This window comes from Plantibacter sp. H53 (assembly GCF_001650455.1).
GTDB classification, from domain to species: Bacteria; Actinomycetota; Actinomycetes; order Actinomycetales; family Microbacteriaceae; genus Plantibacter; species Plantibacter flavus_A.
In genome coordinates this window covers 1-14,926 of sequence record NZ_LWCT01000006.1, presented here as the reverse complement: position 1 = coordinate 14,926, position 14,926 = coordinate 1, and the positions used below count along the sequence as shown (strand labels likewise).

14 protein-coding genes are annotated in these 14,926 nt (G+C 67.9%); 11 read left to right on the top strand and 3 right to left on the bottom strand.

Going from position 1 to position 14,926, the window contains the following annotated elements; all coding sequences use genetic code 11:
• Positions 1 to 113: 113 nt before the first annotated feature.
• From A4X17_RS04790 to A4X17_RS04775, 4 genes are all read left to right on the top strand, one after another.
• Positions 114 to 872 (top strand): response regulator transcription factor, encoded by a 759-nt coding sequence (locus A4X17_RS04790; RefSeq protein WP_079003251.1) that lies wholly within the window; start codon positions 114 to 116, stop codon positions 870 to 872.
• The gene (locus A4X17_RS04785) at positions 869 to 2,464 is read left to right on the top strand and encodes a cell wall metabolism sensor histidine kinase WalK (RefSeq protein WP_064294537.1); all 1,596 of its coding nucleotides are present in this window, start codon (positions 869 to 871) and stop codon (positions 2,462 to 2,464) included. Before A4X17_RS04790 ends, A4X17_RS04785 begins: the two co-directional genes overlap by 4 nt.
• A gap of 27 nt (positions 2,465 to 2,491) precedes the next feature.
• The gene (locus A4X17_RS04780) at positions 2,492 to 3,112 is read left to right on the top strand and encodes a phosphoribosylanthranilate isomerase (RefSeq protein ID WP_064294536.1); all 621 of its coding nucleotides are present in this window, start codon (positions 2,492 to 2,494) and stop codon (positions 3,110 to 3,112) included.
• Positions 3,113 to 3,213: 101 nt separating this feature from the next.
• The gene (locus A4X17_RS04775; RefSeq protein ID WP_082915920.1) at positions 3,214 to 3,624 is read left to right on the top strand and encodes a DUF5684 domain-containing protein; all 411 of its coding nucleotides are present in this window, start codon (positions 3,214 to 3,216) and stop codon (positions 3,622 to 3,624) included.
• 24 nt (positions 3,625 to 3,648) lie between these two features.
• Here A4X17_RS04775 and A4X17_RS04770 read toward each other — a convergent pair whose 3' ends face one another.
• Complete coding sequence (locus tag A4X17_RS04770; protein ID WP_064294535.1) at positions 3,649 to 4,806, bottom strand: AAA family ATPase; 1,158 nt, start codon at positions 4,804 to 4,806, stop codon at positions 3,649 to 3,651.
• 320 nt (positions 4,807 to 5,126) lie between these two features.
• Here A4X17_RS04770 and rplJ point away from each other — a divergent pair, with 320 nt between their 5' ends.
• From rplJ to A4X17_RS04750, 4 genes are all read left to right on the top strand, one after another.
• Positions 5,127 to 5,645 carry a 50S ribosomal protein L10 gene (gene rplJ / locus A4X17_RS04765; protein WP_064294534.1) on the top strand — a complete coding sequence of 173 codons (519 nt, stop codon included), beginning with the start codon at positions 5,127 to 5,129 and terminating at the stop codon, positions 5,643 to 5,645.
• 78 nt (positions 5,646 to 5,723) lie between these two features.
• On the top strand, positions 5,724 to 6,110 hold the full coding sequence (gene rplL, locus A4X17_RS04760; protein ID WP_064294533.1) for a 50S ribosomal protein L7/L12: 387 nt from the start codon (positions 5,724 to 5,726) through the stop codon (positions 6,108 to 6,110).
• A 613-nt stretch (positions 6,111 to 6,723) separates the two neighbouring features.
• Entirely contained in the window at positions 6,724 to 7,185 is a 462-nt protein-coding gene (locus tag A4X17_RS04755) for a MarR family winged helix-turn-helix transcriptional regulator (protein ID WP_064294532.1), read from the top strand.
• Positions 7,182 to 8,480 (top strand): MFS transporter, encoded by a 1,299-nt coding sequence (locus tag A4X17_RS04750; protein WP_082915919.1) that lies wholly within the window; start codon positions 7,182 to 7,184, stop codon positions 8,478 to 8,480. The genes A4X17_RS04755 and A4X17_RS04750 overlap by 4 nt, the downstream gene beginning before the upstream one ends.
• A gap of 113 nt (positions 8,481 to 8,593) precedes the next feature.
• On the opposite strand, the gene A4X17_RS04745 is transcribed toward A4X17_RS04750, so the two are convergent.
• The gene (locus tag A4X17_RS04745; protein ID WP_064294531.1) at positions 8,594 to 9,643 is read right to left on the bottom strand and encodes a LacI family DNA-binding transcriptional regulator; all 1,050 of its coding nucleotides are present in this window, start codon (positions 9,641 to 9,643) and stop codon (positions 8,594 to 8,596) included.
• A gap of 298 nt (positions 9,644 to 9,941) precedes the next feature.
• Here A4X17_RS04745 and A4X17_RS04740 point away from each other — a divergent pair, with 298 nt between their 5' ends.
• The 3 genes from A4X17_RS04740 (at position 9,942) to A4X17_RS04730 (ending at position 13,490) form a co-directional block, all read left to right on the top strand.
• A complete protein-coding gene (locus A4X17_RS04740; protein WP_064294530.1) occupies positions 9,942 to 11,255 on the top strand; it encodes an ABC transporter substrate-binding protein in 1,314 nt (437 codons plus the stop codon).
• Between the two features lie 130 nt (positions 11,256 to 11,385).
• Positions 11,386 to 12,519: a carbohydrate ABC transporter permease gene (locus A4X17_RS04735; protein ID WP_064294529.1), complete on the top strand. Its 1,134-nt coding sequence runs from the start codon at positions 11,386 to 11,388 to the stop codon at positions 12,517 to 12,519.
• Positions 12,516 to 13,490: a carbohydrate ABC transporter permease gene (locus tag A4X17_RS04730; RefSeq protein WP_064294528.1), complete on the top strand. Its 975-nt coding sequence runs from the start codon at positions 12,516 to 12,518 to the stop codon at positions 13,488 to 13,490. Before A4X17_RS04735 ends, A4X17_RS04730 begins: the two co-directional genes overlap by 4 nt.
• 339 nt (positions 13,491 to 13,829) lie before the next feature.
• On the opposite strand, the gene A4X17_RS04725 is transcribed toward A4X17_RS04730, so the two are convergent.
• A complete protein-coding gene (locus A4X17_RS04725) occupies positions 13,830 to 14,726 on the bottom strand; it encodes a DUF559 domain-containing protein (RefSeq protein ID WP_064294527.1) in 897 nt (298 codons plus the stop codon).
• Between the last annotated feature and the right edge of the window lie 200 nt (positions 14,727 to 14,926).

Here is a 14,926-nt window from a genome sequence, read left to right as displayed (position 1 = left end):
GACGCTATGAATCGGCCCAGGCCGCTGCGGGCACTCCGCCGGCTCGGGGAGGGCACAGCATCCGTCTGGCCCGTTCATAGACAGCTCATAGGGCGGAGGCGAATACTGAACGCGTGAACATCCCGACCCAGGCGCCCGGTGCCGCGCGAAGCGCACTCAAACGCGCCGACGGCACCGCCGTCCGTGTGCTCGTCGTCGACGACGAGGCGACGCTCACGGACCTCCTGCAGATGGCCTTGCGCTACGAGGGCTGGGAGATCCGGACCGCCGCCGACGGCCGTGAGGCCCTCACGATCGCCCGCGACTTCCGACCGGACGCCATCGTGCTCGACATCATGCTGCCCGACCTGGACGGACTGCAGGTGCTGAACCGCCTGCGGACCTCGGGGAGCGACGTCCCCGTGCTGTTCCTCACCGCCAAGGACTCGCTCGACGATCGCATCGCCGGCCTCACCGCCGGCGGCGACGACTACGTGACGAAGCCCTTCAGTCTCGAAGAGGTCGTCGCGCGGCTGCGCGGGCTCATCCGCCGGTCGACCCTGCTGGCCGCCGACGAGTCCGGCCCGGACATCGTGGTCGGCGACCTCGTGCTCAACGAGGACAGCCACGAGGTGACGCGTGACGGCGAACCCATCGAGCTCACCGCGACCGAGTTCGAGCTGCTGCGGTTCCTCATGCGGAACCCGCGCCGGGTGCTGAGCAAGGCCCAGATCCTCGACCGGGTGTGGAGCTACGACTTCGGCGGTCGTGCGAGCGTCGTCGAGATCTACATCTCCTATCTCCGGAAGAAGATCGACGCCGGGCGCGAGCCCATGATCCACACCGTGCGCGGTGCCGGCTACATGTTGAAGATCCCGACGGTCGGTTCGTGACCACGAGACCTCCCGTCACCGACGCGACAGCGACGACCGTCGACTCCACCCGCCCCAAGCGCGCTCCGTGGACGCTCCGTCGACGCCTCATGGTGGTCGTCGTCGGCCTCCTCGCCCTCGGCAGCGCCATCGTCGGCGTCGCGAGCGCGGTCGCGGTGAGCGGCCTCCTCACCGAGGGCGTCGACAACCAGCTCACGAAGGCCGCCGAGCGGATCGTCGACTACGGCCGCAACGGCCAGCTCCCCGCTCCGGAATCCCTGCCGGACTCCGGCATCCCCGACGGCTACGGCGGTGGTTCGGGCACGCGTGAGCCGCCCGCCTTCATCGGTGCTCCGGGCCTCGGGCCCGGCGCACTCGGGGCGATCGTCGTCGACGGCACCATCGTCAACGCCGGATACCTCAGCGCCGACGGCAGCACGGTCCCGTGCACCGAGAGCCAGGACGCCATGATCCTCACGGTGTCGGCCGGCGACCGGCCGTCGACCATCAACCTCGGGGAGCACCTCGGCGACTACCGCGTCGTCGCCGTCACCGACGCGAGCGGCGCGACGAGGATCATCGGGCTTCCGCTCGCCGAGGTCGCGTCGACGGTCATGCAGCTCGTCACCCTCATTGCGATCATGAGCGTCGTGGTCCTGTTGCTCGCCGGACTGGCGGCGTTCGCGATAGTGCGGTACTCGCTCCGCCCGCTCGACCGGGTCGTCGCGACGGCCGCGGTCGTCGCCGAACTGCCCCTCGACCGCGGTGAGGTGGCGCTCGCCGTCCGGGTACCGGAGTCGGACACCGACCCGCGGACCGAGGTCGGACGCGTCGGATCGGCGATCAACCGCATGCTCGGGCACGTCTCGTCCGCACTGAACGCCCGGCAGGCGAGCGAGAACAAGGTGCGCCGGTTCGTCTCGGACGCGAGCCACGAGCTCCGGACCCCGCTGGCTTCCATCGCCGGATACTCGGAACTCGCCGCGCGGAAGTCGGACGCGCTGCCGGAGGACGTCACCCACTCCCTCGGCCGGATCCGCTCCGAGGCCGGTCGCATGACCACGATCGTCGAGGACCTGCTGTTGCTGGCGCGGTTGGATGAGGGACGCGAACTCGCGAAGCGCCCCGTCGACCTCACCGAACTCGTCATCCACACCGTCGGCGACGCCCATGTCGCCGGGCCGGACCACGTGTTCGAACTGGATTTCCCCGAAGAGCCCGTCCTCGTCACGGGAGACGCGTCCCGGCTGCAACAGGTGATCGTGAACCTGCTGGCGAACGCGCGGACCCACACGCCCGCCGGGACGACCGTACGGACGGGGCTGGCGGTCGAGAGCGGTCCTGCGGGCGAGATCGCCGTGCTGACCGTGTCGGACGACGGCCCCGGCATCGACCCTGCGCTGCAACCCAACCTCTTCGAGCGCTTCGTCCGCGGTGACGACTCCCGCTCACGGGCCACGGGGAGCACCGGCCTCGGGCTCGCGATCGTGCACGCCGTCGTGACCGCGCACCACGGCACCGTCCGATGCGAGAGCGCACCAGGACGGACGGTGTTCCGCGTCGAGCTACCGGCCGTCGCCACCGCGGACGTCCTCGTCCCGTCGGCGGAGTGATCCATGCGGCCGGGTAGCGTGGTCCCCATGTGGGTGAAGGTGTGCGGTCTGTCCGAGGCGTCCGACGTCGCTGCGGCGGTGGACGCCGGAGTCGACGCGATCGGCTTCGTGTTCGCGCCGGGGTCGCCCCGGACCGTCGAGCCCGAACGGGTCGCCTCGCTGCTCGCCGACGTCCCCGAGTCGGTGCTGACGGTCGGCGTCTTCCGGCGCCAGTCGGTCGAGGAGGTCTCGCGGATCGCCGGTGCTGCCGGGGTGCAGACCGTCCAACTGCACGGCGATGAACCACCGGAGGCGTTCCACGAGCTGCAGGCCATGGGGTGGCGGACGCTCCGGGCGACCTCGGCGGTGCGCTACGCCTCCGAGAACGCCGCCGAGCGCGCCGCCTACGCCGAAGAGCTGCTGCTGCTCGATGCCCCGGACCCGGGAGCCGGGAGGACCTTCGACACGATCGCCCTGGTGGCGAACCCACCCACCCGCACCTGGATCCTCGCCGGAGGGCTCACGCCGGAGAACGTCCAGGGCCTCGTCGCCGAGCTCCGCCCCTGGGGGGTCGACGTGTCCAGCGGGGTCGAGTCCTCGCGCGGGGTGAAATCACCGGAGCTCATCCGGTCGTTCGTGCACGCCGCCCGCACCGCCCGGGCGGTCTGAGCGTCAACGGGACACCCGCTGGTCCGCGGTGTGACCCGCACGCTACATTCGTCGGATGAGGCGGTCGGTCGACCGCGACGACGACAAGGAGCGCCACCACCGTGTTCGACACCATCCTGCTCGCCGCGGACGACAACGGTCGTGCCGCCATCGAGTTCATGAACGCCCCCGCCAACGTCTTCGGCGGCATCATCGGCTACGCCCTGTTCGTCGCCTCCGTGTGGGGCATGTTCGAGAAGTCGGGCCGCTCCGGCTGGACCGCGATCATCCCGATCTACAACTGGTACGTCGTCGTCAAACTCGCCGGCTTCACGGGCGCGGCGACCATCCTCTACTTCATCCCGCTCGTGAACATCGTGTTCGGCTGGATCGTCGGTTGGCACATCGGCAAGCAGTTCGACAAGAGCACGGTGTTCCGGATCTTCGGGCTCATCCTGTTCCAGCTGATCGGCTTCTTCATCCTCAGCTACGGCTCGGACCGCTACCTGGGCAAGCAGGCCGACCGCGCCTAGCCGGCGGTCACCGGGGCCGGACGCTCACCGGGACGGCCAAGCCCACGGCGGCGTCGACAGCAGGCCCTGATCCTCGACGGTCGTCTCGCCGAGTCGCTTCACGAGCCGGTGCTCATGCACCTGGCCGGCCTCGAGCATGGCCTCGATGAGTGGGCGGGCGTGGGAGACGACCACGAGCTGCGTGTCGGCGCTCGCCGCGGTGATGAGCCGAGCGAGCTGCGGGAGGAGGTCGCCGTGCAGGCTCGTCTCCGGCTCGTTCAGCACCATGAGCTCGGCCGGGCGAGGGGTCAGGAGTGCCGCGACGAGCAGCAGGTAGCGGAGCGTGCCGTCGGACAGCTCGCCGGCCGAGAGCGGACGGAGCATGCCGGGCTGTTCGAGCTCCAGCCGGAACACCCCGTCGTCGGCGCGCACACGCAGCACGCTGCCGGGGAACGCGTCGTCGACGGCGGCGTCGAGGCGGTCCCGGGCGCCGGACTCGATGATCGTCTCCACCGCGGCGGCGAGGTCGGCACCGTCGTGTCCGAGCACGGGCGTCCGCGTGCCGACCTGCGGCGCACGCGCCGGGGCCTCGCGGTCGGTCCGGAACTGGTCGTAGAACCGCCAGCCGCGCACCTGGCCGCGCACGCGGAGGACCTCGGGCGTCGCGTCGGCGTCCGAGAACTCGGTGAGGATGCTCTCCGAGGTGCCGAGCGTTCGACCGATCGGACGCCACGACCCGTCGCGGACGCGGACCGCCGGACCGTGCCGGTCGACGAGCAGGCTGCTCGGTTTGGCCAGTGCGCCGGCGAAGATCTGCTCCCGCTTGATCTCGGGGTCGCGGCCGAACAGGGTCGTGGACGGCTGCGGGATCCCGAGGTCGATGAGATACCCCAGCGTGTCCGTCGCGAACCCGAGTCGCAGGCTGATCGGCCCCGAGCGGCGCGTGCCCTGGACCGGGACGGAGCCGTCGACCATGGCGTGACTCACGTGTTCGGGGCCGGCCCAGAGCGTCGAGGAGAGCCCGCCGTCGCGGGCGAGTGATCCGACGACATCGCCGTCGCCCGCACTCGCGAGGAGTCGGAGTGCCCGGTAGAGGTTGGACTTGCCGGTGCCGTTCGCGCCGGTCACGACGTCGAGGCCGTGCAGCGGCAGCACGGTGTCTCGGATGGACCGGTAGCCGGAGATGGCGAGCGTCTGGATCATGGCTCCATGGTGCCGGTCGCCTCGGACATCCGGGCGGGCGGTCGTGAGCGCCCGGAGCACGCCTGTCGGAGCGGGGTCGGGGGTGTGTTATGGTTGTGGAAACCAAAGACCGCCGGTCACTGTCGCGTGCAAACGAGACAGTCGAAGGTTCTCGTGACGAGACGTCCAGCGCAGGTGTATGAAGATCTGATCGAGGCTCGCCTCTCCCCAGCTCCGTGCGCTTGCGCCGGAGCTTTTTTCATGCCCGAATCCTTCACCGGTCCGGCGGTTGGTGTGTGCGGCCTCCGCTGCATGCATTCAAGATTCGAAAAGGAGTGGCCATGGCGAACAAGGAAGCCTCGGTTGCCGAACTCACGGAGAAGTTCCAGAGCTCGACCGCCGTTCTGCTGACCGAGTACCGCGGCCTCACTGTTGCTCAGCTCAAGACCCTGCGCAAGAGCATCAGTGCGGACGCAACCTACGCCGTGGTGAAGAACACGCTGACCAAGATCGCGGCGAACAACGCCGGCATCTCGTCGTTCGACGACGAGCTCGCCGGTCCGTCCGCGATCGCATTCGTGCACGGTGACCCGGTCACCGTCGCGAAGGCTCTTCGTGACTTCGCCAAGGCAAACCCTCTCCTCGTGGTCAAGGGCGGTTACTTCGACGGTAACCCGCTGACCGCTGACGAGGTGCGCAAGCTCGCCGACCTCGAGTCCCGTGAAGTGCTGCTGGCGAAGCTCGCCGGCGCCGTCAAGGCCTCGCTGTTCGGAGCTGCCTACCTCTTCAACGCACCGCTCTCGAAGGCCGTTCGCACGGTCGAGGCGCTGCGCGAGAAGCAGGAGTCCGCGGCCGAGTAATTCGGTTCCGCGAACCATCAACCCCGTACCTGTGCGCCGCGTGATGCGGTTGCAGGGCATGAAACAAGGAGAACAATCATGGCAAAGCTGTCAAACGAAGAACTGATCAACGCGTTCAAGGAGCTCACGCTCATCGAGCTCAGCGAGTTCGTCAAGCTGTTCGAGGAGACCTTCGAGGTCACCGCTGCTGCTCCCGTCGCCGTTGCCGGCCCGGCTGCTGCCGGCGGCGCTGCTGCTGAAGAGGTCGAGGAGAAGTCCGACTTCGACGTCATCCTCGAGGCTGCTGGCGACAAGAAGATCCAGGTCATCAAGACGGTCCGCGAGCTCACCTCGCTCGGCCTCGGCGAGGCCAAGGCTCTCGTCGACGGCGCTCCGGCTGCCGTCCTCGAAGGCGCCAACAAGGAAGCCGCTGACAAGGCGAAGGAAGCCCTCGAGGCTGCCGGCGCCACCGTCACGCTCAAGTAGTCGGTCCCCTGCGGGGGACAACCACTGGGCTGGCGACCGACTCCGGTCGGTCGCCGCTGACGATCGCGGATATTCCTGAGACGAGTGCTGTGTGCACTCGGCAGAGACATCCGTGATCGGAGGGCATCGCCCCCGATTCGTTCGGGAGCGGTGCCCTCCGTCGGTTAACCGGAGGGCCTGCGATTCGTCGCGCCCCTCCATGCACGCGGATGCTCTGCACCCCGTCGACGACGTTCGTCGACGGTTCACGCAGGCATCCGCGTCGTCGTTCCGCTCCCGGTGAGCGGGGGCTGTCGGTGCGGTGCCCGAATCGGGAGAACCCACCACCATGAACACCCACGCACGCTGGCGTGCAACCATCACCTGGATCCGAGCCCAGCTCGCATCCGCTTTCACCGAGTCGGAACGGGCGAGCGACGCCCACCCGCCCGATCCACGGGTCAGCCAATCCTTCACCACCTGGATGCGCTGACCCGGTTCACAATTCAGGACCGCCTGGGCGAGTCCCGCCCTGCGGGAGGCTCCCGGTGCCGACGCGCCGGGAGCCTCCTGAATTGTGATCATCGGACTGCAGGTGCAAGTGCATAGCCAGGCTATGTATACTGGTCACATCATGACCGAGAACCGTACGCATTCACCCCTGCACACCATCCTCGGCGACCTCATCACGGCATCGCACCGGCTCACCCGCCTTGCCGCCCAGGCCACCGGATCCTCCGAATCGCCCGCCGTCTGGCGCACGCTCTCCGTGCTCACCACGGTCGGCCCCGTCCGGGTCGGCGAACTGGCCCGCCAGAGCCGGGTGTCTCAACCAACCATGACGAAGCTGGTGCAGAGCCTCGACGAGCGCGACTGGATCAAGCGGATCGCCGACGTCGATGACCACCGCGCGTGGCTCATCGCCATCGCCCCCAAGGGGACGGCCGCCCTCCTCGCCTGGCGCGACGAGCTCACCGACGCCCTGGAGCCGGCCTTCACCGACCTCGAGGACGACGACCTCGCCGCGATCGCCAGGACCGTCGAGATCATCCAGGCCCGCGTGGCCGTCGAGGTCGCCTCGGAGCTGACGGCATGAGCGCCGACACCAGCGCACACACGTCCTCCGTGCCCACCCCCGCAGCGTCGAGCCACGGCCACGCCGCAGGCCACAGTGCCGGCCTCGGCGGCATCCTGCACCAGCCGAAGGCCGTCTGGGCGGTCGCTTTCGCGAGCGTCATCGCTTTCATGGGCATCGGCCTCGTCGACCCGATCCTGCCCGCGATCGCCGAAGACCTCCAGGCGACGCCGACCCAGGCCGAGATGCTTTTCACGAGCTATCTGCTCGTCACCGGCGTGGCGATGCTGTTCACGAGCTGGCTGTCGAGCCGGATCGGTGCCAAGCGCACGCTCCTCATCGGACTCGCGCTCGTCGTCCTGTTCGCGCTCCTCGCGGGCCTCTCCGACTCCGTCGGTGCCGTCATCGGCTTCCGGGCTGGCTGGGGCCTCGGCAACGCGCTCTTCATCTCGACGGCACTCGCCACCATCGTCGGAGCCGCAGCGGGCGGACGCGCCAACGCGATCATCCTGTACGAGGCCGCCCTCGGGCTCGGCATCGCGATCGGTCCGCTGCTCGGGGGGCTCCTCGGTGGCATCGGCTGGAAGTGGCCGTTCTTCGGCACCGCGACGCTCATGGCCGTCGGGTTCATCGCGATCGTCACCCTGCTGAAGACCGAAGGCCCCAAGCCCGCGCCGCTCAAGCTGTCCGCGCCGTTCAAGGCGCTGGCGATCCCGTCGCTGGGCATCCTCGCGGCAGCCGCACTGTTCTACAACATCGGCTTCTTCACGCTCCTCGCGTACTCGCCGTTCCCACTCGGCCTCGATGCGATGGGTCTCGGGTTCACCTTCTTCGGGTGGGGTGTCGCGCTGGCGATCACGAGCGTGTTCGTCGCACCGCTGCTCACGGCCCGGATGCGTCGCACCTCCGTGATCAAGCTCGTCCTGCCGTTGCTGGCAATCGACCTCGTCGCGGCCGGACTCCTCGTGCAGTCCACCGTCGGCCTCATCGTCTGCATTGTCGTCGGTGGGCTGCTGCTCGGCGTCATGAACACGGTGCTGACCGAGGCGGTCATGGAGGCGACGGACCTGCCGAGCAACGTCGCATCCTCGGCCTACTCGTCGGTCCGGTTCCTCGGTGGGGCCATCGCGCCACCGGCCGCCGCGGAGATCGCGAAGCTCATCTCGCCCGCCGCGCCCTACTATGTGGCCGCCGGCTCGCTCATCGTCGCGGTCCTCATCGTGGTCCTCGGACGCAAGCACCTCGCCCGGGTCGACGGCCCGGTGGAGAGTGAGCTCGACGAGGCCATCGCGATCACCGCAGCCGACGCGAGCTGATCCGACCGGTCACTGCGCCCCACCGACGCGAGCGCGACCCTCCGGGGGCCCGCGCTCACGTCGGTGGGGCGCGCTCGTGCCAGCGCACCGCGCTGGGACCGCAGCCGGGTCGTCTAGTCCGCGGGCTCGGGGCGCGTCGTGGTCTGTCGGATCACCAGGCGGGTCGGCCAGCGCACCTCGGAGACCGTTGTGCCCGGGTCCCCGGAGTCCGGAGCCTGCGCGCGCTGCTCGTCCTCCAGGTCCTGGAGGAGGATCTCGACGGCATGCCGTCCCTGCGCGCGGGGCTCCTGCTCGAAGGTGGTGAGCGCGAACATCTCCGCATAGGAGTGCCCGTCGATCCCGATGACCGACAGCTCCGCCGGAACGGTTATCCCGAGGCGACGTGCCGCGATGATGATGCCGATCGCCACCTCGTCCGTCGAGGCGAACACCGCCGTCGGCCGGATCCTCGCGTCCCGCAGCAACTGCGCCGCGGCCTCGTACCCGCCCGGTAACGAATGGACGGCGGGCAGGACGTGCACGGCTGAGGTGAGTCCGGCATCCTCCATCGCCGCGAGGTAGCCCGCCAGGCGCCTCCCGTGCACGGTGTCCGTCTGCAGTTCCGCGTCGTGCCCGGTGATGTGGGCGATGCGCGTGTGCCCGAGGGTGATGAGATGTTCCGTCGCCTCACGGCCGAGTGCCTGGTCGTCGATGTTGATGGAGTGACCGCCACGGATGTTGCCGCCGATCGACACCAGTGGACGGGGATTGGCGAGCAGTCGCGCGATCTCGTCCTGCGAGGCCTCGATCCCGATCGAGATCATGCCGTCGAAGCGCTTGTTCGTCAGGTAGGCGTCGAAGATGCGATCGCGCTCCGGGGAGTCGGGCGGCAGATGGTGGAGCGTCAGGTCGTAGCCCCGCGCACGGAGGGCGCCCTCGGCGCCTTCCAGGACCTCCCCGAAGTACCAGCGGTTGAGGAACGAGGTGAGGACGCCGATGGCCAGCGTGCGTCCGGTGGACAGACTCGCGGCGATGGGCGAGGCGACGTACCCGATCGTGGCTGCGGCCTGCACGACCCGTTCCCGGGTCTCGGCCGACACGTATCCGCGCCCGGTGAGCGCTCGCGAGGCCGTCGCTTTCGAGACGCCGGCGAGGGCCGCGACATCGCTGATGGCACCACTCATGCCGACTCCCTCCGTTGGGTAGCACCACCATAGCGAATCTGGAACAGACCTGGAACTGCCGACTGGAACTGATCCATAACAACTGGAGCACGAAGGGTCCGCCCGGCCTCGTGATTTTGGTGGGAGCGCTCTCACTGTCTATTTCGTTATGTTCTCGTGCTTGCATCCTGTCGCCGGGTGAAGTACTTTGGCGCATGGAAACGGTTCCGCATCCGGACCGATTCCGCACCAGTGCATCATCGGAACGGCTCGACCCTGGAGACGTTCGAACCTGCAGCACTCAATGAGGAGGACACAGATGAGTTTCATTCGGACCCGCCGGACGGCCCTGCCGCTGGCCGTCCTGGCCGTCGCGGGCGTCGCGCTCACCGCTTGTTCAGGCGGATCGGGCAGCAGCGGCGGTGGCGACGACGACAAGACCGTCACCATCTACGGGACGATCGCCGACACCGAGGCGAAGCTGCTCGAGGAGAGCTGGGCCGACTTCGAGAAGGAGAGCGGCATCACGATCAAGTACGAGTCCTCCAAGGAGTTCGAGTCGCAGATCGGCATCCGCGCCCAGGGTGGTAACCCGCCCGACCTGGCGATCTTCCCGCAGCCCGGCCTCCTGGCCGACCTCGCCAAGCGCGACTACCTGAAGCCCGCGCCCGACAGCGTCAAGGCGAACATCGAGAAGTACTGGTCGAAGGACTGGGCCGCCTACGGCACCGTCAACGACACCGTCTACGGCGCTCCGCTCATGGCGAGCGTCAAGGGCCTCGTCTGGTACCAGCCGGCCAAGTTCAAGGAGTGGGGCGTCGAGGTCCCGAAGACCTGGGACGAGCTGCTCACGCTGACCAAGACCATCCAGGAGAAGACGGGTTCCGCACCGTGGTGCGCCGGCTTCGGCTCCGGCGACGCCTCGGGCTGGCCCGGCACCGACTGGATCGAAGACCTCGTCCTGCGCCAGCAGGGCCCGGACGTCTACGACGACTGGGTGGCCAACAAGGTCAAGTTCACCGACCCGAAGATCAAGGAAGCGTTCGACTCGGTCGGCGAGATCCTCAAGAACCCGGAGTACGTGAACGCGAGCTTCGGCGACGTGTCCTCGATCAACTCGACCGAGTTCGGTGACGTCGCTCCGGCGCTCGCCTCCGGCGCCTGCGCCCTCCACCACCAGGCATCGTTCTTCTCCGGCTTCCTCGAGGACGCCGGCGCGACCGTCGCCCCCGACGGTGACGTGTGGGCCTTCGTGACCCCCGGCATCAAGGAGGGCGAGACCGCTGTCACCGGTGGTGGCGAGATCGTCGGCGCGTTCAGCGACGACGAGAGCACCGTCAAGGTCCAGGAGTACCTCTCGAGCCCTGAGTGGGCGAACAAGCGGGTCAAGCTCGGCGGCGTCATCTCCGCCAACAACGGCCTCGACCCGGCGAACGCCTCGACCCCGATCCTCAGCCAGGCGATCGAGATCCTGCAGGACGAGAAGACCACGTTCCGCTTCGACGCCTCCGACCTGATGCCCGGTGCCGTCGGCGCCGGAACCTTCTGGAAGGGCCTCGTGAACTGGATCAACGGCGACGAGACCGACCAGGTCCTCAAGGACATCGAAGCCGGCTGGCCCTCCAGCGAGTAATCGATATCCGGAACTGCTGCTCGTGAGCGGGAGCGCCGGAGGGTGATCACCACCCTCCGGCGCTTCCGCCTCGGCAGTGGAACCCCCTAGGGTTCACTCAGGGTCCAACGCCGTACTCGAAAGGCCAGCTATGTCAGGTTTCCTCAACTGGTTGGGCGGACTGCCTCCGCTCGCCCAGATCCCGATCGTCGTCATCGCCTTCGGCGCGGTGGTGGCCCTCCTCCTCTTCTTCGTGGACATCGCGCCACGCAAGGGCACCCTGTACACGGTCATCCGTCTGGCGTTCTGCGTTCTGGTGCCCGTCGTCGTCGTCCTCTTCTTCGGCTCGTTCCTCTGGGCCGCGGCCGTCGCCGCCGTCCTCGGCGGCGTACTCTTCCTCCTCGACTACCGCTCGAAGAAGGGCGTCGGGTACCTCGTCCAGCTCGTCGGCTTCCTCGCACCGGCGTTCCTGCTGCTGCTGATCGGCCTGATCCTGCCGTCGATCAACACGACGATCGCCGCGTTCATGTCGGCGTCCGGCAAGAACTTCGTCGGCCTGAACAACTTCATCTGGCTGTTCACGCAGCCGAGCGCGATCCGCACCGTGATCAACACGATCATCTGGGTGCTGCTCGTCCCGGCGCTGTCGACGGCCTTCGGACTCGCCTACGCCGTGTTCATCGACAAGTCCCGCGGTGAGAAGTACTTCAAGATCCTCGTCTTCATGCCGATGGCGATCTCCTTCGTCGGTGCGTCGATCATCTGGCGGTTCATCTACGCCTACCGCGAGGCCGACGCGACCCAGATCGGTCTGCTCAACCAGATCGTCGTGTGGTTCGGCGGCACTCCGGTGCAGTGGCTGCAGAACGAGCCGTGGAACACGCTGTTCCTCATCGTCGTGCTCATCTGGGTGCAGACCGGATTCGCGATGGTCGTCCTGTCCGCCGCGATCAAGGGGGTCCCCACCGAGCAGATCGAGGCCGCCGAGCTCGACGGCACCAACGCCTGGCAGCGCTTCATCAACGTCATCGTCCCCGGCATCCGCTCCTCCCTCGTCGTGGTCGTCACGACGATCTCGATCGCCTCGCTGAAGGTCTTCGACATCGTCCGCACGATGACCGCCGGCAACAACGGCACCTCGGTCATCGCGAACGAGATGTACACCCAGTTCAAGAACTTCGAGAACGGCCGGAGTGCGGCGTTCGCCGTGGTCCTGTTCGTGCTCGTGCTGCCGATCGTCATCTACAACGCACGGCAGATCAAGAAGCAGAGGGAGATCCGATGAGTGCTGTGCAGCCGATCGAACTACCGATCGACGAATCCACCAAGGAACAGCTCGCCCAAGGGGAACGCGGCATCGAGGCCGCGAGCCGACGGACGAAGAAGCGGCTCACCAGCCGCGGGGCGACCATCGCGGCCGTCATCATCGCGGTGCTGTGGACGGTCCCGACCTTCGGTCTGTTCGTCTCCTCGTTCCGACCTGAGCAGCAGGTGAAGACCACCGGTTGGTGGACGATCTTCTCCGACTTCCAGGTCACCATCGACAACTACGTGCAGGTGCTGCAGGCCGGCAACTCGACGCTCAACCTCGCGGGCTCGTGGGTCAACTCGATCGCCATCGCGGTCCCGGCGACCCTGATCCCGCTGGTGGTGGCGAGCCTCGCGGCGTACGCGTTCGCGTGGATCGACTTCCGCGGCAAGAACTTCCTGTTCATCCTCGTGTTCGCGCTGCAGGTGGTGCCGATCCAGATGGCGCTCGTGCCACTGCTGTCGACCTTCTCCCGCGGCCTGAACATCTTCGGCCTGCAGGTCGGCGAGGGACTGGACGCGAGCGGCACCTTCGCCCAGGTGTGGATCGCGCACACCATGTTCGCGCTGCCGCTGGCGATCTTCCTGCTGCACAACTTCGTCGCGGAGATCCCCGCCGAGGTCATCGAAGCGGCACGCGTGGACGGTGCCGGTCACGGTCAGATCTTCTTCCGGATCGTGCTGCCGCTGACCATGCCCGCCATCGCGTCGTTCGCGATCTTCCAGTTCCTGTGGGTGTGGAACGACCTTCTGGTCGCGCTCATCTTCGCGGACGGCGAGGTCGCACCTATCACGAAGCTGCTGGCGGAGATCACCGGTACGCGTGGCAACGAGTGGCACCTGCTCACGGCCGGCGCGTTCATCTCGATCCTCGTCCCGCTCGTGGTGTTCTTCGCCCTGCAGCGCTACTTCGTCCGCGGGCTCCTGGCCGGTTCGACGAAGGGCTGACCCGACACGCGGTTCGATCCTCCGATCGACAGCGTCGTCGGTGCGCGAACGCCCCGGGAGCTCATGCTCCCGGGGCGTCCGTGCGTCTGCGGGTCGTCTTGTACGGCTGTGCACATGGTCCTTTCTCAGGAGAGTTGCGGTGCGTCGTGCCGGCGTGCGCCCGACGTGCCGGGGGAGTCCAGAGAAAGAGACGAAGCTGAATTCTGGTCGACGAGTGACCGGGGTGGGCCTTTCTCAGGAGAGTTGCGGTGCGTCATGCCGGGGTACGCCCGGCGCGCCGAAGGATTCCTGAGGAAGGGACGAGTTCAGGCTGGCAGGTGCGAGGGTGATCGGATCCGCTCAGCGGTGCCTTGGACGGCCCTGCGCGAGCGCTGCCCGGACCGCTCCGATGACTGCGTACCAGTCGTCCATCACCATGCGATACGTGAAACGGAGAGAGCGATAGCCGAGGATCGCCAACTGGGCGTCGCGCCAGCGATCCTGTTCATGGGCGTCCGGGGTGTCGTGGAACGCACGTCCATCCCACTCCACCACCAACCAATCGTCGATCAGCTCGTCGACGCGTCCGACACCGGGGATGTCGACCTGGTGTCGACCGACGATCCCAGCGCGTTCGAGCCGGATGCGACCGATGCTCTCGAGGAAACTCTCGCATCCCGACTCCAACCGAGGGAGTCTGCGCCTGCGCGCTTGCGGGAGTTCGTCCAGCCACGCGCGGAGCGCCCGCCCGCGGTGGGGTTCTCGGTGCAGGACGGAGTCCAAGATCGCGCCGGCGACGTCAGGGTGCTGGCAGGTGACGATCTGACGAACGGCCGACTCGCGGCTCACCACGAGAAGCGGCGCGATCGAGCCGCCCCGAGGGACCACCGGTTGATCGTCGTCCCAGTGCAGGACCGTGTCGTCCCGATCCTGCGCGGGCGGATGACATCGGCGGTCGCTCACATCGCGGAGGCGTCCCGCGTTCGACGGGACGGCGACGTGTAGGCGCTGGTCTTCCGGTGTGGCCCAGCCGAACCAGGCGGCCGCCGAGATGCACGCGAGTCTCCCGCCGACCCGAACGGCTTGGACGATCTCCGGGGGTGCACCGGGGTCCGCGTACCAGCCTCGTTTCACCCTGATCAGCTCGGCCATCTCGACCGCGAGTCGGAGCGACCGTTTGGAATGACCGCGAGCCCGAAGCTGGTGCACCGTGGCGATACCGTACGCCGGGCGGAAGGCGTCGGTTCCTCCTGTCATTGGTCGATCGTCCACCCGGTCTCGCCGGACCGCCGAGTCACGCTGCTCATCTGGGGATGATCCGCCCCGCAGTGGACCTGGGGAGCGGTGACCCTATCTCAGGACAGTTGCGGCGGGTCGGGGAGCGGGCGAGGCGACGCGCCGGCGGACTCCTGAGAAAGGACACTGAGCGGGAGGCCGACGCGGGACGGGGACAGGGG